General features: G+C 31.0%; 9 protein-coding genes, 1 tRNA gene and 2 pseudogenes. 1 reads left to right on the top strand and 11 read right to left on the bottom strand.

The genetic code is table 11. The features are described 5' to 3' along the window. Position 1: 1 nt before the first annotated feature. Positions 2-1,941, bottom strand: a pseudogene (locus IPM32_12900) (oligopeptide transporter, OPT family). A 141-nt stretch (positions 1,942-2,082) separates the two neighbouring features. On the opposite strand from IPM32_12900, the gene IPM32_12895 reads away from it, so the two are divergent. Then, positions 2,083-2,156, top strand: a tRNA-Ile gene (locus IPM32_12895). Positions 2,157-2,483: 327 nt separating this feature from the next. On the opposite strand, the gene IPM32_12890 is transcribed toward IPM32_12895, so the two are convergent. The 10 genes and pseudogenes from IPM32_12890 to IPM32_12845 all read right to left on the bottom strand — a co-directional run bounded on the left by IPM32_12890 (position 2,484) and on the right by IPM32_12845 (position 18,909). Next, entirely contained in the window at positions 2,484-4,211 is a 1,728-nt protein-coding gene (locus IPM32_12890) for a glycoside hydrolase family 43 protein (protein ID MBK8946150.1), read from the bottom strand. A 61-nt stretch (positions 4,212-4,272) separates the two neighbouring features. Beyond that, positions 4,273-5,616, bottom strand: a complete 1,344-nt coding sequence (locus tag IPM32_12885) for an acetylxylan esterase (protein ID MBK8946149.1) — start codon at positions 5,614-5,616, stop codon at positions 4,273-4,275. 33 nt (positions 5,617-5,649) lie between these two features. Then, on the bottom strand, positions 5,650-6,852 hold the full coding sequence (locus IPM32_12880) for an SMP-30/gluconolactonase/LRE family protein (protein MBK8946148.1): 1,203 nt from the start codon (positions 6,850-6,852) through the stop codon (positions 5,650-5,652). Positions 6,853-6,879: 27 nt separating this feature from the next. Then, positions 6,880-8,181 (bottom strand): T9SS type A sorting domain-containing protein, encoded by a 1,302-nt coding sequence (locus tag IPM32_12875; GenBank protein ID MBK8946147.1) that lies wholly within the window; start codon positions 8,179-8,181, stop codon positions 6,880-6,882. Position 8,182: 1 nt separating this feature from the next. Then, positions 8,183-10,531: a DUF362 domain-containing protein gene (locus IPM32_12870; protein MBK8946146.1), complete on the bottom strand. Its 2,349-nt coding sequence runs from the start codon at positions 10,529-10,531 to the stop codon at positions 8,183-8,185. Between the two features lie 52 nt (positions 10,532-10,583). Further along, positions 10,584-12,113: an alpha-N-arabinofuranosidase gene (locus tag IPM32_12865; protein MBK8946145.1), complete on the bottom strand. Its 1,530-nt coding sequence runs from the start codon at positions 12,111-12,113 to the stop codon at positions 10,584-10,586. Positions 12,114-12,152: 39 nt separating this feature from the next. Continuing rightward, positions 12,153-13,489, bottom strand: a pseudogene (locus tag IPM32_12860) (family 43 glycosylhydrolase). A 54-nt stretch (positions 13,490-13,543) separates the two neighbouring features. Next, entirely contained in the window at positions 13,544-14,584 is a 1,041-nt protein-coding gene (locus IPM32_12855; GenBank protein ID MBK8946144.1) for a radical SAM protein, read from the bottom strand. Between the two features lie 18 nt (positions 14,585-14,602). Further along, positions 14,603-17,173: a glycoside hydrolase family 9 protein gene (locus tag IPM32_12850; GenBank protein ID MBK8946143.1), complete on the bottom strand. Its 2,571-nt coding sequence runs from the start codon at positions 17,171-17,173 to the stop codon at positions 14,603-14,605. Positions 17,174-17,301: 128 nt separating this feature from the next. Next, positions 17,302-18,909 (bottom strand): glycoside hydrolase 43 family protein, encoded by a 1,608-nt coding sequence (locus tag IPM32_12845; GenBank protein MBK8946142.1) that lies wholly within the window; start codon positions 18,907-18,909, stop codon positions 17,302-17,304. Between the last annotated feature and the right edge of the window lie 6 nt (positions 18,910-18,915).

Below are 18,915 nucleotides of genomic sequence, written 5' to 3'. Positions count from 1 at the left end.
ATTAGTTTTTATCTTTTGATGTAGCGAATTTAAATAACATGATCGCAAGCGTAACAAATATAATCAGAGATATTAAATCCCCAACGCCACCTAATCCTTCTGAAATTTTTGTATTAAAATAATCTGCAATTGGTTTATCGTTATAATTTGTTCCAATCATAACTGCAATTAAAATTCCGGTCAATGCTCCGCCAGCAATTAAACCCGAACTAAACAATGCTCCGGGACCAATTTCGGAATCTTCTTTATCATTTTTTCTTACTTTATCTGCAATTAATTTTATTAAACCACCAACAAAAATTGGCGAGGTTGTTGATAATGGAAGATATGCACCGACTGCAAAAGGCAAAGACCTTACCCCACTCAACTCCATAACTGCGGAAATTCCCATTCCAACTATTACTAATCCCCAAGGAAGGTTTTGACTTAGTAATCCCTTAATAACTGTTGCCATCAATGTAGCTTGAGGAGCTGGTAAAGGAGTTGGATGTTCTGGCGTTATTACACCAATTCCTAATGCGTTATTTAACAATAAAACAGTTGCACCAATAACAAATGAAGAAGCTACAACTCCAATAATTAATCCCAATTGCTGTTTAACCGGAGTTGCTCCCACTAAAAATCCAGTTTTTAAATCTTGTGATGTTGCTCCGGCATTTGCTGATGCAATACAAACTATTGAACCAACAATAAGAACTATCGGCTGATAATAATCTCCAGTCCAACCAACTCCAACAAAAATTAACGCTGTTGCCATTAAAGTCGCAATTGTCATACCAGAAATTGGATTTGATGACGAGCCAATTAAACTGACGATTCTTTATGAAACTGTAACAAAGAAGAAACCAAATACAACAATCATAATTGATGATAAAAGATTAGTTGGAATGCTTGGAATGATTGCCATAAAAATAACCAAGATTACGCTCCCAATTAATACATAAAAAAGTGGAATATCTTTTTCGGTTCTACTTTTCTCCGCAGAATTATTTGATTTTGATTCTCTTAAGTCTTTGAATGAATCTCTAAATGCATTTATAATTGTTGGAAAAGATCTTATAAGAGTTACAATGCCTCCAAAAGTTACAGCTCCAGCACCAATATATCTAATGTAATTATTCCAAATATCTCTTGGACTCATTTCGGAAATAAGTTTTGTTGCATAGGGGAAAACTTGAGTTAAATTATCACCCAATAATGTTATAAGAGGAATCAAAACTAGCCAAGATAAAATTCCTCCAGCTACCATTATTCCGGAAATTTTTGGTCCAATAATGTAACCAACTCCTAAAAGTTCAGGGTAATTTTGGCATTTATCGTTCCATTTGGAAGTGAAGATTTTCTATTAAAAATATAAGTTGGTACATCTTTCCACAATCCCAAAATTGACATTAAAAATTTATAAACAAATGCAATTCCTAAACCATAAAAAACTTTTTGAGCAAGCTTTCCTCCTTTTTCACCGGCTACTAAAACATCAGCACATGCTGTTCCCTCCGGAAATGGAAGATTTCCATGCTCTTTAACAATTAATGACCTCCTTAATGGAATCATGAATAGCACACCTAAAATTCCACCTGCAAGTGCTAAAACAAAAATTTGAAAATATTGAAAGTAATCTTGACCACCCGGCAAAAAAAGCAAAGCTGGAATGGTAAATACAACTCCAGCTGCTACAGATTCTCCAGCAGAGCCAATAGTTTGAACTATATTATTTTCTAAGATTGTTGATTTTCCAATATGTTTAAAAACCGATATAGACAATACGGCAATTGGAATTGACGCACTAACTGTTAGTCCGACTTTTAATCCCAAATAAACGGTAGCAGCTCCAAAAATAATTCCGAAAATTGCCCCAAGAATAATAGCTTTTGGTGTAAACTCTGGAATAAAATCCTTTGCAGAAATATAAGGTTTAAATGAAGATAAATTATTTTCCATAAATCATCCTTTTAATAGATACGATTTACTAAAATAAAAATATATCGGCATTAAAAAAAATATGAATTGATAATTAATGATAGATATAGAATTTTATTGATTTCAAAAAATGATTGTGTTATTTTGCATACGCAAATTTTAGGGCCTGTAGCTCAGTTGGTTAGAGCATCTGACTCATAATCAGAGGGTCGGGGGTTCAAGTCCCTCCGGGCCCACTAAAACAAATCAAAAATGTAAAGTTTCAGCTGAATTTAATCAATTCGATTTTAATCAATATTCATATAAAGAAACATTTCTTAAATAACCAACTTTTATCTAACAACCAATTTGATGGTTAGCATTTTGAGAAAATGAAAAGAATCAAAATCTATCACATTTTTTTTCATTTTTGTTTCATTTGAATTATAAATCAATTAAAATCTCCTAAGCAATAATGTTCCAGGCTTAACAAGAAATCGAAAAAATAAAATTTCTAAATTAAATTATTTTCACATACATAAAACATTATTTGAAAATAATCTTATTATATTTATTTTAATTTTTCATTTAATATAAATCTTGTCTTTTCCTTCATAATAAAAATTATCAAAATATGCTTTGCTATTACTTTCTTTCCCTAATGATGTTGCATACAAACCAAATACCGAACCAACAAAATCTTCCGGAATATGTGCACGGATATATGTTCCATCAACCTTATCTTTCAGCAAATTCCAATTTTCATTATCAAAAGAATATGAGAATGAAAAATCTCCACCATTTATATCAATTCTGAAAATCACATCCTTAGATTTATTTCCATCTAAAATTTCCCTACTTTCAATCAACATAATTCCATTATTATGATCGTCCGTTTTCACACTTTTAAATAATTGAATTACTTCCTTATTTTCTTTTAAAGATTTACAGATAAAATAATGTTTGTTTTCATTGGTGAAAATTACAAGTCCGGCTTTTTCATTTTCTGAATTTGGGGTAAATTGCAATTTTGTGCTTGCCACACATGCGTTATTATGTTGGCGATGTCCTAAGAAACTTGGATTACCTAAACCGTTGCAAGTTTCTTCTCTCAATTCTAAAGCAACATAACTTTTCTTTTCATCCAAACTAAACCATTTTGTTAAAGGTGTTCTGAGAAAAATAAAATTTTTGTGTAATTCATTTTCATCAAAAGTATAAGTTCTCGAAAAATTTCCACTGTATTCAATACTATTATTTTTTTTATCAACATCAATATTTGGATACGGATATGAAAATTGAACTTCTGTAAAATCCGGATTTATAATTGGCCACATATCTCCATTGGAATTTGGGTCTTCAATCCATTTAACTGGAGTTAAAAATGTTTCTCGTGCAAGATTGTAATAATTTTTTTCGAAAGGTTCATAAGGACGAATTCCTAAAAATATTGCCCACCACTCTCCATTTTGTGTTTCGAACATATCTGCATGTCCGGTTGATGTTACCGGATTTTTTCTTTTTGGATCAAGAGTTCTTTGAGTTAATATTGGATTGCCCTTGAATGATTCATACGGACCCCAAATATTTTTACTTCTAAAAATTACTTCAGAATGATTATCTGCGGTTCCGCCTTCTGCAGCCATTAAATAGTAATATCCATATTTTTTATAAATGTGCGGACCTTCAATCCATTCAGGTTTTTTACTAAGATCAGTGCCGCCATTTATTAATATTTTTTCTTCGCCAACAACTTTTAAATTTTCAATATCAAATTCGTACATTCTAATTGTTCTGTGACCACTATACAATGGTTTATTTTCTGGTGCATCACTATTGTAAAGAATATATGCTTTACCGTCATCTTCAAAATGAAGAGAAGGATCAATACCATTTATTTCGGGAAGATATATTGGATCGGAGTAAGGTCCCTGAGAATTTTTAGAAGTAACAACAAAATTGCCACCGCCATCAACAATAGTGCAAGTTATATAAAATATTCCCTTATGGTAATTAATTGCTGGCGCAAAAATTCCTCTAGATAAACCCAAACCGTTTGTATTAAATGTATTAGGATTTTCAAGTGCGTGCCCAATCAATTCCCAATTAACTAAATCCTTACTATGAAAAATTGGAATTCCAGGGAAATAGGAAAAGGTTGATGTTATCAAATAATAATCGTCACCAACTCGTTCAATACTTGGATCGGGGTAAAATCCCGAAAGTATTGGATTAGTGAAATGTTTAGTAACCTGAGGTTGCGAACAATAAATTACTCCAAATAAGATTGTAATAAATAAAATATTTTTCATGATAAATTCCTAAAGTGATTTAAAAAATTAACTTTTTGATTTCAATTTTAAGTAATAAATTTTACTCAATATATTTTTTAGCAAATTCTAAAAATGTTTCCCAGTTGGGAGCATTTGTATGTCCACCAAAATGTTGGTGAAAACCAATATCTCCACTAATTAATTTTGTACCCATTGCCGGATACTCAGAAACTCCTAAATCTTTTTTCCCAAGAAGTTTATATACAGGTGCAGCATGAACTGCGGCAAGAAACATTCCTTTTGCATCAATCCAATTTCCTTCAACTTCCGGGGAACCAACACCTATAAATATTGGTCGAGGTGCACATAACGCAATTAATTCATGAGAATCAACTGGCAGATCATTAGCAGTTAGTTGTCCGGCATATTTAATATAATTGCCACACATCCAATGATATTCATATTCAGAAGCAATATTTTCAATTTGTTCGCCAAATATTCTACGATGTAATTTTGCTCCGGCAGCACCAGAAGAACCAATAAATCCTATTGCAAAACGTGTATCAAATGCAATTGTAACCAATGCTGCTTTACCATATCTTGATAGACCTTCTATTCCAACTTTTCTCGCATCAACAATTTTATCTGTTTCTAAATAATCCAATACTTTACTAGCGCCCCAAGCCCATGCCTGCAAAGTTCCCCAATCATCTAATTTTCTGGGTTTCCCTAAATTGCACAAACCGATAATCCCATTTGTTAAACCTCCGCCATTATCTTCTTGAAAACTTGTAGGAATTAATTCAACAAACCCCCATCCATTATTAAGTAATTGTGATTGCCATTTATAAAAATCGGGAGGGAGTTTGGATAAATCAAAATTTGGAAACAAACTTAAATCAAATGCAAGATGTATCATAATCGGAACTGGCTCTTTAATTTTCTGTGGAACAACAAGTGTTGCTTTTATTTCAACATTTAAAAGAGGATAAATTGAATTATCAACTTTACCAAGTAAGTGCTTTTTAATAACTGGAATATTTTCTATGAAACTATTTTCTACTTTAGTTACTTCCCAATTTACTTTTGGAATGTTTGAAGGCAGTCGGCCGTAAATTTCTCTTTCAAATTCTTCAACAATTTCACTTCGTCTTTTTTTCAACCACATTTCTGAAGAAGTTACTTTCTCACCGTTGTTGAAAATAAGTGGATCCGGTAAACTAGTGTACGGCGAAGCTTTAGATTCATCAACATTTGCATAATTTGAATCTTCTGGATTTCCAGACGGACCGCGCCGAATTGATTCCATACCAAGTAGTTTCATTATTCTTGCATGATCTTCTTTTGCAGATAATTTTACTGGTGGTTCAAATATTTCTTTTACTTGAGCATCACTATTACTAAAAATAAAAATGATTATAATAAAAAAAATCTTTCCCCTCATTTTCATCCCAATAAATTTAATCATGAGAAATGCTTACTTAAGAATTACTAATTTCTTAATTAATGAATTATCTTCAGTATCCAATCTATAAAAATAAATTCCGCTTGGTAAACCTTCCGAATTTACCGTTACTGAATAACTTCCGGGTTGAAGAAATCCCTTTTGTAATGTTTTAACTTCATTTCCCAACAAATTAAATATTTTCAAAGTTACATAACTAAATTTTGGAATATTATATTTTATCTTTGTAGTAGGGTTAAATGGATTTGGATAATTCTGATATAGCATAATTTTCGTAGGGATTACTGAATTTTGCCCATTTAACGAAGTTAAAATAGGACGTGTTTTATATACAGATTTTCCAGCTGTAATAAATAGAGTTTTTCTATCAAAATCTCCCCATGTACAATTTGATGCAGAAACATTTGTTGGTAAATTAATTTTACCGATTTGTTCTCCATTTGGAGATATTACCCAAACAGCAGATGAACATGTGCAATAAATGTTTCCTAATGTATCCGTTTTCATTCCGTCTGCGTAACCATTTACCGGAATTGTAAAAAACAATTTTTTGTTTGTAATTGTTGAATCATCAACAACATCCCAAACATAAATTTTGTGAGCTTGTGAATCATTTACATATAATTTTGATTCATCCGGTGAAAAGCAAATTCCATTAGGTAAAGTTAATGTTGAAAGTAATTGCAGTTTTCCAATTGGACTAATTCTATAAATTCCATTAAATGATAGTTCTTTTTTTTGTCCATTTGGAATATTAAAATCGGGATCAGTAAAAAATATTGAGCCATCAGATTTTACAACTAAATCATTTGGACTATTAAATTTTTTCCCTTCATAATTATCTGCAAGCGAAGTTTGAGTTCCATCGTTTTCAAATCTTACAATTCTTCGTTTACCCATTTGTCCGGCAATTAACTTATCATCCAAATCATAAGCTAAACCATTTGTACTGTCAGAATCATCAAGAAATATTTCTTTACCATTTCCTTGAGTCCATCTATAAATTTTATTTCCTTTTATATCAGAAAATAATAATCCCAAATTATCATTCCAGATTGGTCCTTCTGGTTGTTGGATATCTTTTGCAATTTCTTCAACAACTAAATTTGGTTCAATAATAATCTGCGAAAATAAATCAGTCTGAAAAATTCCTAATACAATAATTATAAATACTAATTTCCTAAAATCATGAACAATTTGTTTTATTTTTATCATGATTATTTACTTTACATTTTTCATATTCTATTTAATTAAAATCATTTTTTTAGTAATCGCTGATTGTTCTGTTGTCATTCGATAAAAATACACTCCGCTTGGAATTCCTTTAGTATTGAATCTAACATTATGAATTCCAGCATTTATTTTTTTGTCAAGCAACACTTCCACAAGTTTTCCTAAATTATCATAAATCTCTAATTTCACTTTGCTTGTTTTTGGTATAGCAAATTCAATATTTGTTGTTGGATTAAATGGATTAGGAAAATTTGACAAACTTAATTTGTAATTTTCATTTATAATATTCTTTATTGATGTTGGAGTATTAGGAAAATTTGAAACTCCTTTATCTGTTGCAATCCATAAATTATTATTTTTATCAACTTCAATATCAAAAATATTATTACTTATCAAACCATCCAACTCAGTATAAGTTTGCCAAGTAGTTTTATCGGTTAACATTTTTGAAATACCTTTTCTTGTACCGAACCACATTGTATTATTCTTATCACGAATAATTGCACGAACATAATTTTCAACAATTCCGCTTGTGTAAGTATTATAAATCCACCAATAATTAATACTTTTTGTATCAGTTCCAAAATGTGTGGAAACACCTTGTGTTGTTCCATACCAGCGTAAAGTATCATCGGTAACGTAAATTGTTAAAACAGTGTCCGATGCTAATCCGCTCCATGTTGTTATTATATTGGAAGCGGAAGTAATTCCATCAACACCGTTATATTTAAGACGACTCACCCCACCACCGGAAGTTCCAACATGAACCCAATTATCTGATAAAGTTTTTAATGAATTAACTTTTGGTTTTTCAAATCCATTGTTTTCATCAAAACTATAAATACCGGAATTAGTAATTATTGATAACCCATCTTCTGTTCCAATCCAATTATTTGCGGAAGCATCAAGCTCAATTGCTTTAACTTTGTTGGATATAATATTATCCGAACTTATATTTATATAACTGGGACTTGTTACAATTTCAGTTTTATTTACAGTTAAAATTGTAATTCCAGAATCAGATGCAACCCAAAGTTCTTGAGAAGTGTTTGGTAAAAATGAAATTGAATTAATTTTATTATTCTTTAATCCATCTTCCACTTTATAAACTTTCCAAGTTGTAGAATCATAAGTACATAAGCCATCGTCAGTTGCAAACCAAATTGTTCCATCTGTACTAATAGCAATAGAATTAACGACATTATTTGATAACCCACTATTTTCTGTTGTATATGATTTCCAAGTTTGTGCAAAAACAAAATTGGTGCAGATTATAATAATTAAAAAAAAGTGTAAGAATATTTTTGTCATTTTATTTTACCAGTATCATTTTTTTAGTTTCTGAATAGTTTTGATTATTTGATTTAACTAAAATTTTGTAGAAATAAATTCCACTTACGGATGTTTCATCAAGATAATTCTTTCCGTTCCAATCAATTTTATGTTCACCTGAAGAAAGTTTTTCATTTACCAAAACTTTTACTATTCTACCTATAGTATCATAAATTGTTAAAGTCACATCCGAATTATTTTTTATACTAAATTTAATTGTTGTGGTTGGATTAAATGGATTTGGATAATTTTGATGAAGCGTAAATTCTCTTGGAATTTTATCATCTTCTATTCCAACAATTATAAGATTGTTAACTAAAATCGTTTCTGTGTAATCAGAGGTTGCCGATGAATTATAAGCCTTAATTCTATAAAAATAACTAGAAACTAATTTATCAGTTTCATCAGAAAAATTAGTTTGATTAGCGGAAACAGTATCAAGTATTATATAATTTGATGTTTCAGTATTCTCTTTTCGCTCAACAATAAAACCGTCTTCCGAGGTTGAATTATCTTGCCAGCTAAGATTTACAATTGAGCTATCAATAACTTCAGCTGTTAACAAACTTGGTGATTCAAGAATATTAATTGGCTTGGAAATTTTAACTAATTCTATTCCATTTCCAATTCCTAAATTTTTAGAATATTGTTTATCTATTGAATTATTCCAATGTTCATGTGCGCCAAGACTTCCCAAAATAGTTCCATCATTTTCCGGATCATACTTAATTCCTTCCGGCCAATTTGATGAATCTGCGGCTTGTCGTAAATAATCTGAAACTCCTTCCATTTGAATTACATCAACAATATTTTCATAACTTGTTGGATATCTTTCTTTAGTAAATTCGGTTCGAACAAAATCGTAACCAACAGATTCAATTGCTACAGGATCAAGAGATGCAAATACTGATGAAGTCCAATCATTATTAAAAGGTTCCATTTGCCATTTTGTTGGAGGATTTAATTCGTGATCTGTGCCCCACAAAGCATCCATCAAATAAACTAAATTTTTCTTCCCAAGAATTTCATGCCCCATCAAATCAACTTGAACTCTATATAAACCATATCCTGGGCGTGCCGTTAATCCAGTTTCACCCGGCAGCATTAATCCATTATGCAAATGATTTGCACCATCTCTTGTATGAGAACCAAAATGATTTTTTGCGAACATTGTAACTCCACCTCTAACATGTCCTTTCATTTGAGGCATATTTATCATGTATTCCATATCTTCATAAATTTTATACAATGCATCTTCATAAACCGGATTTCCATCTCGAACAAGAACAGTTCCGCGATCAGAATATTTTATTATTGGAGTTGTACTTTTTACAGCAAGTTCTCTTCCCAAATTTGTGTGTCCATAGTGATCCAGATAATGTATGTTTGGAAATTCCGAATGCAAATATTCATAAATGTGTTTGTAAATAATTTTCATCGGATCGCCGATATAAATATTTTCTTGCGGCACTTGTACAACATTTACTAATTGTCGTAATATTGCTTTAATAAACGTTGGTGAGGATTCTGAAAGTCCATAATATCTGTTAACACTTCCCCACCACGATTTATAAACTTTTGTTAAATCTTCATCATTATAATTTCCGCCCCAACTGCTTGTGGCATTCATTTTCAAGAATATATTTTCTCCGGATTGATAACCAACCTCTCCTTTGCCTCTTGTATTATTATGAAATTTAAATATTGCTTCCCACGCAGCTGAATCTGAAGTTGTTTCGGTTAGTTTTTGAATTGCTTGAGATAGCATTTCATCAACAATTGCTTGATTAAAATTTTCTTCATGAAAATAAGAATGATTTTCTTCCATCGGATCACAATTTTCATTTGTTGCATCCGGATTGTGAACCCATACAACTCTGCCCGGAATTATTCCAACCGGTTCTCCCATTGGCTGATTTGGCTCAAGTACAGCTTGCTTAAATATATATTTATTTTGTGATTCTGCGAATGAAACAACCCCATCTTGACTAATTGCTAAAACAGCGAAAATAACTCCAACAAATAAAAATATTACTGTTCTAAAATATGATGAATTTGAAAATGCCAGTTTCATTTTTGAAAATGCCGTAAACGATGCTGTAATTCCAATTAACCAAAGTACAAAACTTGTTGCAATTGGAGTTGCAGCTTTTACACATGGATAAGCAGCTCTACTTGGTTTCGGTATTACTCGAAATGCAATCCATAATAATGCAGCTAATCCAACAAAAGGGAAAAGTAATTTATAATATCCTTTCGGCAAAATTATTTTTCTTATTCTTCCGGTTTTAGGACAAACTTTTACAAATCTTTGAAAAAATTCATTCATACTAAATACTCCTACATAGTGCCAACGTTTAACAAAACTACTAAATTATATTTTATTCTTTGATCTTAACTTTTATTTGAGAAATTGAATGTGCCGGAAATGAATACGAGATTTTATTCCCATTAACATTAACTTCATTTACTTTGGGATTATATTCATTTTGTTTATCAATGGAAAATGGTTCATCTAGTTTTTCAGCACTTAATAAGTTAATTTCTGCTTTGCCATAAAAAATTCCATCTGTACTAATAATTTCGGTTGTTAAAGAATTTTCTTGATGACGATTAACTACATTTATTATAACTGTATTGCTTTCTTTATTATAAACAGAAGTTACGTCAAGATAAGGAATTCCTTTGTACTTTTCAGTATTAAAAGTGTCACACTCAACATACGTATCGATTGAGTTTCCTAAACAATTTGTTGAAAACATTTTAAATGTATGAAATAAAGGTGATTTATATGTGCCTTTTTCAAGGTCATTGGCAAGTAAAGAAGTTAGCATTGTAAAGTTTGCCATTTTAACAACATCTGCATGGCGAATAAAAGAATTTAAACATTGAGCAATTGGCAATACTGATAAAAAGTTTCTTCCGAAAACTCCCCATTCATCAAAAGAAATATGAATTTCATTTTTCAATCCTTTCATTGCTCGCATTGCTTTGATTTCTGCGGCAGGGATGGTAATTTTTTCTTCAAAATCCATTGCACTTTGTCCCATATAATCATAATAATCATTACCTCTTTCCCAATATCTATGCAAAGAAATATAACTTATCATGTCTCCCAATCCGGCAAGAACCTTTCTATTCCAATCAATCCACTGTCCGGTTGGCTCATAATATGACGAACCGGAAGCTACTAATTTTATTGATCCATCTACGGCTTTCATTGCTTTTGCAGCTTCTCTTCCAATCTTTACATAATCTTCAGCATTCTTATAACCAAGCTCCCATGGATATCCGTCAACTTCGTTTCCTAAATCCCAAATTTTTACATTGTACGGTTCTTTGTGCCCGTTCTTAATTCTCAAATCTGAATAGTGTGTTCCCTTTTTGTAATTACAATATTCAACCCAATTGTGTGCATCTTGAATTGTGCCGAGTCCAAGATTTACACATATAATATTCTCGCTTCCAATTGATTTATTTAATTGAAACCATTCATCAGTTCCAACATGATTGCTTTCCAATCCTCCCCAGGCTAGATTTATACGAGAAGGTCTTTTATCTTTTGGACCAATTCCATCTTCCCAATTATAACCCATTAAAAAATTACCGCCTGGCCAACGCATATTTGTAATTTTGAGTTCTTTCATTGCTTCGATATAATCTTTTCTAAAACCATTTTCATCTGCAAGTGGTGATTTTGGATCATACAAAGTTCCGTAAAGTGTATTATACTCAACTGTGTCAGGTAATCCCATTCTTGCACCGTTAAAATGAATAGGTTCCATAAATACACCGTAAATTTTAGGATCGATTTCTCCTATTGTTCTTGTAATATCAATTTTAATTTTTGCATTTTGCCCAATTAATGTAAATGCACATGTAAGAAATAAAACTGCTAATAATTTTTTCATTTTCATACTCAATATTTGTTTAATATATTTTTATAATATTTATTCAAAACTAATCCAATCAATTTCTAATTTTTTCCCTTTGTTAATTACAACAATGTTTTGATCACCGGTTTGAACATTTGCAATTTTTGATTTAAATATTTTCCAATCATTTGATTTTTCAATTTCAATTTTTGCAATTATTTTTCCGTTAATATTTCCTAATCTTACTTCTAATTCTCCGCCTTCTAATGAAATAGCATTTACAATAATTGATTTTACATTTTCATTTCCGAACTCGACACTATTATATTGAATCCAAGAATCTTCATTTTCAAAAATAGTTTTCCATCCTTCATACTTTTTTGTCGTATCTATAAATTCAACATTAACATTATTTTCACCTTTTAAACTGTATCTATCAATTTGAATTTTTGATTTTGCATTTGTTAAACCAACTCCGCGTAAAGTTGGAATAACTTTTTGAATTGTTCCATCTTCATTGAAAAATAAGCTGTCAATTCTTGTTGATCTGTTTTTATCAAAGTGTGGAGATAAATCATTAAAATGATAAAATAAATACCACTGATTTTTATATTCAACAATTGATTGATGATTCGTCCAGCAATTTGGAGATTCATCCATAATAACTCCGGTAACTTTAAATGGACCAAGCGGATTATCACCAATTGCATATTCAAGTCGCTCTGTTTTGTTTTCAACATGCGGATAAGTTAAATAATAAATTCCGTTTCGCTCAAACACAAACGGACCTTCTTTCAATCCCTTCTCCGGAAGATTTGGAATTATCATTGGTTCATCTGCTAATTCAAGCATATTTTCTTTTAGTTTTGCAACAAAGATATTTCTTGCCGACCAATACAAATAAGCTTGTCCGTCTTTATCAATAAAAACATTCGGATCAATTCCTCTAACATTTTTTATTGGTTCATTTTGCGTAGTGAATGGTCCATATGGTTTATCAGAAACGGCTACACCAATATTCATTCTAAATTGTGTGGTTGTATCTTTATTCATTGCCGGAAAATAAAAGTAATATTTACCATTTTTTTCAATGCAATCCGGCGCCCACATGCTGTAAGTATTTGAATCAACCCAAGGAACTTTATTTTGACTAACAATTACACCGTGATCTTTCCAAACTGTTAAATTTTCTGAAGAAAAACATGATAATCTTCCATACAAAACCAGCCGATTCTACCTTTCTCTTCAGTTGCTAATATATCGTGCGATGGATAAAGATAAACCTTACCTTCAAAAACACGTGCTGTTGGATCAGCCGTGTATTGATCCTTGATTATTGGGTTTTGCCCCGATATATTATTTAGCAAAACGAAAAGTAAAATCAATAAAATTCTAATTTTTAATAATTTCATTTTTATTTTCCAAACAACTTCTAATATTTTTAATTTCAAATAAATATATTATAACTATTCTTTAATTTCCGAACAGTACTTTGCGCCGCATCTATAGCAAACTGCTAATGGTTTTTCTCTTCTGTAACTTCTAAATTTTTCTGCTTTTTCAGAATTCCAAATTTCCTCAATCGAATTATTTTTAACATTTCCAAAAACATAATCCGGAAAATCAATACAGAAATTTACATCACCATTTGGTTGAATATCTATTAAACTTTCTACATTCAAACATTTTTCTGATCCAACAACTGAATAAGAATTATCAAACCATTCCTTATATTCATCAATTCCAAACGGCATAAACGGGAAATTCTCAATTCCATTTAAAGAAGAAATATATTTTTCATATTGAGTTTTGAAAATATTAAAATCGATCCCCGAATCTTCATTATAAAATCCTTTCCATGAATATGCTTTAGTATCAAAATATTTTATTAATTCATCTTCATATTTTTCACCAACTTCAGAATTGAAAAAATAATACGGCACAATATTTATTGAATTAATTCCCATTTCTCTCGCAACGTTTGGCATTTCTCCCAAACCATCATAAGAATATTTACTAATTGTAAAGCAAATACTTTTACTTATTGGTTTATCATATTTTTTCTCAAGTTCGTTAAATAAAGCAATATTGGTTTTAATTTTTTGATAACTTCCTTCAATTCCGCGAACTTCATCATGAATTTTTTCAGGTCCATCAACAGATAAAGTAATATGCATATTCCCTAATTGGACAAGTTCTTCGGCAAATTTTTCAATCATCGTTCCGTTTGTATCAATAGATAAAAACAGATTTTTACTATTTGCATATTTTATCAAATCCATAATTTTGGGGAAGAGAAATGGTTCTCCTCCCCTAATTAAAATAATTCTAATTTTATGTTGAGAAATTTCATCAATGAGTTTTTTCCAAACTTCCAAATCCAATTGTGGATTTGCATCGACAATTTTATTTTTTACATAACCGGTTTCACTCCACTGCCCGCACATTTTACATCTTAAGTTGCATGCATTTAAGAGGGTGAAAGAAATAATATTTGGGAAACTCATTTCAAAATTCCTTACAAATTATTTTAATAATTCTTTAACAGCATTTGCCAAGAAAACATAATCTGCCGAACCTCCAACCGTAACTTCATTTTCTCCCCATAAGAACGGCCAATCATCTTTGTTTTCAAGGAAATCTGGTTTAAGCAGCATTACACCGGGAACAATTCCACCAGCTATTGTTGTGAAATCTGCTCTGTTATTTCCATAAGCAATTTTTTTGGATTTAGTACCTACTGCATTGACAAATGAAAGATTTGAATATGGATGACAACCAAAAATATAATTTGCACCTTTTATAACATCATCTTTAGTCATAATATCCGGATATAATTTATATGCAAAATAATTTGTAATTGCAGTTGCAACAACATTTCCGCTGCCGCCCCAACCTCCAGTTGCTATTGGCATTCCATATGGATTTTTCTTTTCTAACTCCGTTAAATAATTTTTATACTTAATAACATAATCTCTTAATTTCGTTTTGTAATTGTCACCCAAATAAGGTGCAGCTTTTAATGCAACTTTTATACTTCTACTCAAGAAAAAACTAGGGTCAATTTGAGGATCATTAATCTGAGGTGGTTCAAGAATTGTCCAAATTTTATCTAAAAATCTATCTGCATATTTTTGTTCTTTTGTTGTAATATACAATTGAAGAACAGCTTCAATATCTGCACCTCTTGCCCATCTTGTCCACCACGGATTATCATCCTTAATTGGTTTTTTAAGTATTTCATCTGCTTCAGCTAATAGTCTTTTTGCATTTGCTAAACTTCTATTTGCAAGATCATCATTAAATCCTTTTAATGTACGAGCAGCTTCTGCTAATGTTGCTGATGTTTGAAAATCCAAAAACGGTAATCGTGTTGTGAATGCCCAACGGTCATCCAAAGTTCCGCTTGATTTTCCATCTTTTTCGTATGGTTTCAAATCTGGATTATACGGAAGATTATCGGTTTCAGTCATTGCATCACCAAGATGATGATATTGATGCAAATTTGGAACAATAATTCCCATAACCGGATGACCAATATTTTCACACTGAGCAACAAGATTTAATGTCCCATGTTCAATTTGCTGTAACAAATCTATTTTGCCATCGGGACGATGAATATCAACATAACGAGTTTTTTGATCAATAAAAGTTTGATCACGTTCAATTTTAAATTTTTCCCAAGTATCAACAAAACTTGAAATAACATGATTATGCGAGCCAGTTTGAATATCAAAATCACCGGCATCAAACCATCCACCTACTGCCATATTAGGAATTCTTTCAAACGGTTTATATTTTGTGTCAGTTGTATCTCCCATTTTGTAACCATCATAATGTTGATGATTTAACGGCGCTTGAAGGCAATCATCCATAAATGGTTCACCGTGCCAAACTCTATATGCTTCATTTACTTGCATGTGATCCATTTGAACCGGAAACCATACATCCATTGTAGGATGCCAAACATCATCATAAACATTTTGATTTATTCTAAAAGTATTTGATTTCTGATCGCCATACTGGATATAGTAAATTCCGGATTCTTTCACAGAACTAAAATCGAATTTTGCATAATTATATCTTAAATATTTTCCCCATTCTTTCACATCACCATTAAATTTCTCAACAGATTTTCCATCTAAAGTAATTTGAAATACTTTAGCATTATTCAACTGAGTATCATTTTTATCTAATTCTATAACAGCAACTTTTTCTTGATTTGGAGTATAACCAACTTGCGAAAATCCAATATTAGGTTTTCTAATCCAATTTGGAATTGTATTTGCTTCAAGATACCATTCAAGAACTTTTCCGGTTTTCATAATTGGCAATAAACTTCTTAAAATAAACCAACCGTTTTGTGCAAGATTTCGTCCATCAAATAACATTATTTCTGAATCAATACCTTTAACAGTTACAAAACTTTCTTGGCATTCCGGCGAAAGTACAATGGTTTTTCCTTTTGCAAGCGGTTCTGGAACAATAAATTCACCAAGTCCTCTATCATCAAATGTTGTGTGTCCGGCAAACTGAGTTATTTTATTTTTTATTGGTTCAATTTTAGTGTTGCCCGAAGGATACCTTGGGAAATTATATGGATTACCATCTACCAAATATGTTTTTTCAAAATATGTTGAAGGTAAGAATTCCAGATTAAATCCGGCACGACCTTCTAATTTTTCCGGAACTGGTTGATCAAGAAAAACACTTATCAAAACTCCATTGTCTTTTGCAGTAACATTTATTTTTGATGTGAAATCAAACTCTTCATATTTCAATACTACATCAATGCTATTTTTTTCTTTATCAATTTTTCGATCAATAACCATCGGCACTAAATCCCATTGTTCCGGAGTGTTTGCTAATCTTACAGCACCTCCGGTTGAAGTTCTAATTCCATGTTGAATTAATTCAATACCAGCAGTTTTTTCATCAAAAAACATTCCGTTGTATTGATTACTAAAAACTAAAACATTAATTCCTTGTGCTTCAAAATAATCTGATTCATTTAATTTAAGTTTTTGTGCAAATGAATTTTCTGTTAAAATCAAAAGTGAAATTAACAAAAGTGCAAAAGTTGCTGATTGTTTCATTATGATTTCTCCATATTTAAATCTTAGAAGTTTTTTAAACTTTTGATTTTGTTTAGTATTATTCTTCATCTTACCCCCACATTTATGTTATTAAAAAAATATTAGCGAATTTATTCCAATTTATATATTTAAATTTTTTCGGCACTTGTTCTAAACCAATTGAAATCAACATAACCACCAAATTCCTTTGTAGCATAGTTAAATAAACAAAATTTATTTCCTGTGAATATTTTTAAACTAAATCTCATATTTAATTCATTACCAATTTTTGTAAAATTTTTATTATCAATACTAAATGAAAAAGTTGCAGTTCCGGTTCCAGCTGGAGCATTGCCCGTAAAAATATCTGCGGCACCCGATCCGTAAATTGCGCTAGTTTTCAAATAAAGTTTATTTCCGTTAACTTCAGTCGAATCAATTGTTTTTCCATTGTTAACCATAATCACATAATTTTTATTATTGTTTTTTCTTACTCCGATAAATGCATACGGATCTTGAAATATTGCTAATCCGGTAATATCACCATCTTTCATATTTTCAAAATTTAATTCTGTTGTTCCAACTGTCGCTAAAGTATCAGAATAATATGCAAACATTCTTTGTGTTAAAGTATTTTGTGCTTTTTGCAAGCTGTCAACAATTCTAACTGTTTTTAATCTTAAGTATCCGTGATTTTCTGAAAGTGACCATTTACTTGGTTCCGGATTATGATTCCATCCCCATTGCATTCCCAATTCTTGAGTATTAAATTCATCAGAAGTTGGAAATATTTTTATTGGATATTCTTTTCCAACATTTGGTTTTTTATAGTTAACTACTGCTTTTCCATCAACGCCAACCAATGGCCAACCATCTACCCAAGTTACCGGCTGTAGAGATGGGAAACGACCGAAAGGACCGCTATCAACAAATAGCATTGTCCACCATTCATCAATTTGTGTTTTTATTAACGCACCTTGATGAATACCAAAGTTTGGACCGTGAGTTTTTTCACTAATTACAACTTTTTGTTCATATGGACCGTAAATATTTTTTGAACGAAGAGCAACTTGAATTCCGTCTAGTCCTCCGTATGTGCAATACAAATAATAATAATCGTTAATTTTATAAACATGAGCACCCTCTAAACCTTTTCGAATATCGCCGACGTAAACAAGCGAATCTTTGCTTATTGGTGTAAAATTTTTATCAACTTCGGTAATTCTAATTTCACTATATCCATGAGCAACAAAAATTCTTCCGTCTTCATCAAAGAATAATCCAGGATCATAAAACCCTTGGGGTAATTTTGTAATTTCCCAAGGTCCTTCAGCTTTTTCTGAGGAGCAAATAAATCCGCCTTCATCTAGAGTTATAAACAATAAATAAAATTTTCCTTTATTGTACTTTATACTTGTTGCCCATTGTCCGTGTCGATATCTATTACACCCATCAAGATTATAACATGGACTAAAATCAAATCTAGGAACCGCATTGCTGCAATATTCCCAATTAACTAAATCTTTGGATTTAAGAACTGTTACTCCGGGAAAAATAAACATTGTTGTGGTAACCATGTAATATGTATCATCAACAAATATTACATCGGGATCTGGAAAATCAGCTGCAATTACCGGATTGGTAAATGTACCATCACCATTATCGCTATGAAGTTTTTGTGCGAGTAAAATATTTTCTGCAGATAAAAATATTATCAATGATAAAATTAATTTGGTGATAAGAAATTTTTTATTCATAATTTT

The organism is Ignavibacteriota bacterium, from assembly GCA_016716225.1.
In the GTDB taxonomy this organism is placed as follows: domain Bacteria; phylum Bacteroidota; class Ignavibacteria; order Ignavibacteriales; family Melioribacteraceae.
This window is presented reverse-complemented; position numbering and strand designations above follow the sequence as displayed.

Excerpts from the sequence above, each read along its gene's own strand:
- IPM32_12870 (MBK8946146.1), bottom strand. The coding sequence starts at position 10,531 with ATGAATGAATTTTTTCAAAGATTTGTAAAAGTTTGTCCTAAAACCGGA.
- IPM32_12890 (MBK8946150.1), bottom strand. The coding sequence starts at position 4,211 with ATGAAAAATATTTTATTTATTACAATCTTATTTGGAGTAATTTATTGT.
- IPM32_12845 (MBK8946142.1), bottom strand. The coding sequence starts at position 18,909 with ATGAATAAAAAATTTCTTATCACCAAATTAATTTTATCATTGATAATA.
- IPM32_12850 (MBK8946143.1), bottom strand. The coding sequence starts at position 17,173 with ATGAAACAATCAGCAACTTTTGCACTTTTGTTAATTTCACTTTTGATT.
- IPM32_12885 (MBK8946149.1), bottom strand. The coding sequence starts at position 5,616 with ATGAGGGGAAAGATTTTTTTTATTATAATCATTTTTATTTTTAGTAAT.
- IPM32_12880 (MBK8946148.1), bottom strand. The coding sequence starts at position 6,852 with ATGATAAAAATAAAACAAATTGTTCATGATTTTAGGAAATTAGTATTT.
- IPM32_12865 (MBK8946145.1), bottom strand. The coding sequence starts at position 12,113 with ATGAAAAAATTATTAGCAGTTTTATTTCTTACATGTGCATTTACATTA.
- IPM32_12875 (MBK8946147.1), bottom strand. The coding sequence starts at position 8,181 with ATGACAAAAATATTCTTACACTTTTTTTTAATTATTATAATCTGCACC.
- IPM32_12855 (MBK8946144.1), bottom strand. The coding sequence starts at position 14,584 with ATGAGTTTCCCAAATATTATTTCTTTCACCCTCTTAAATGCATGCAAC.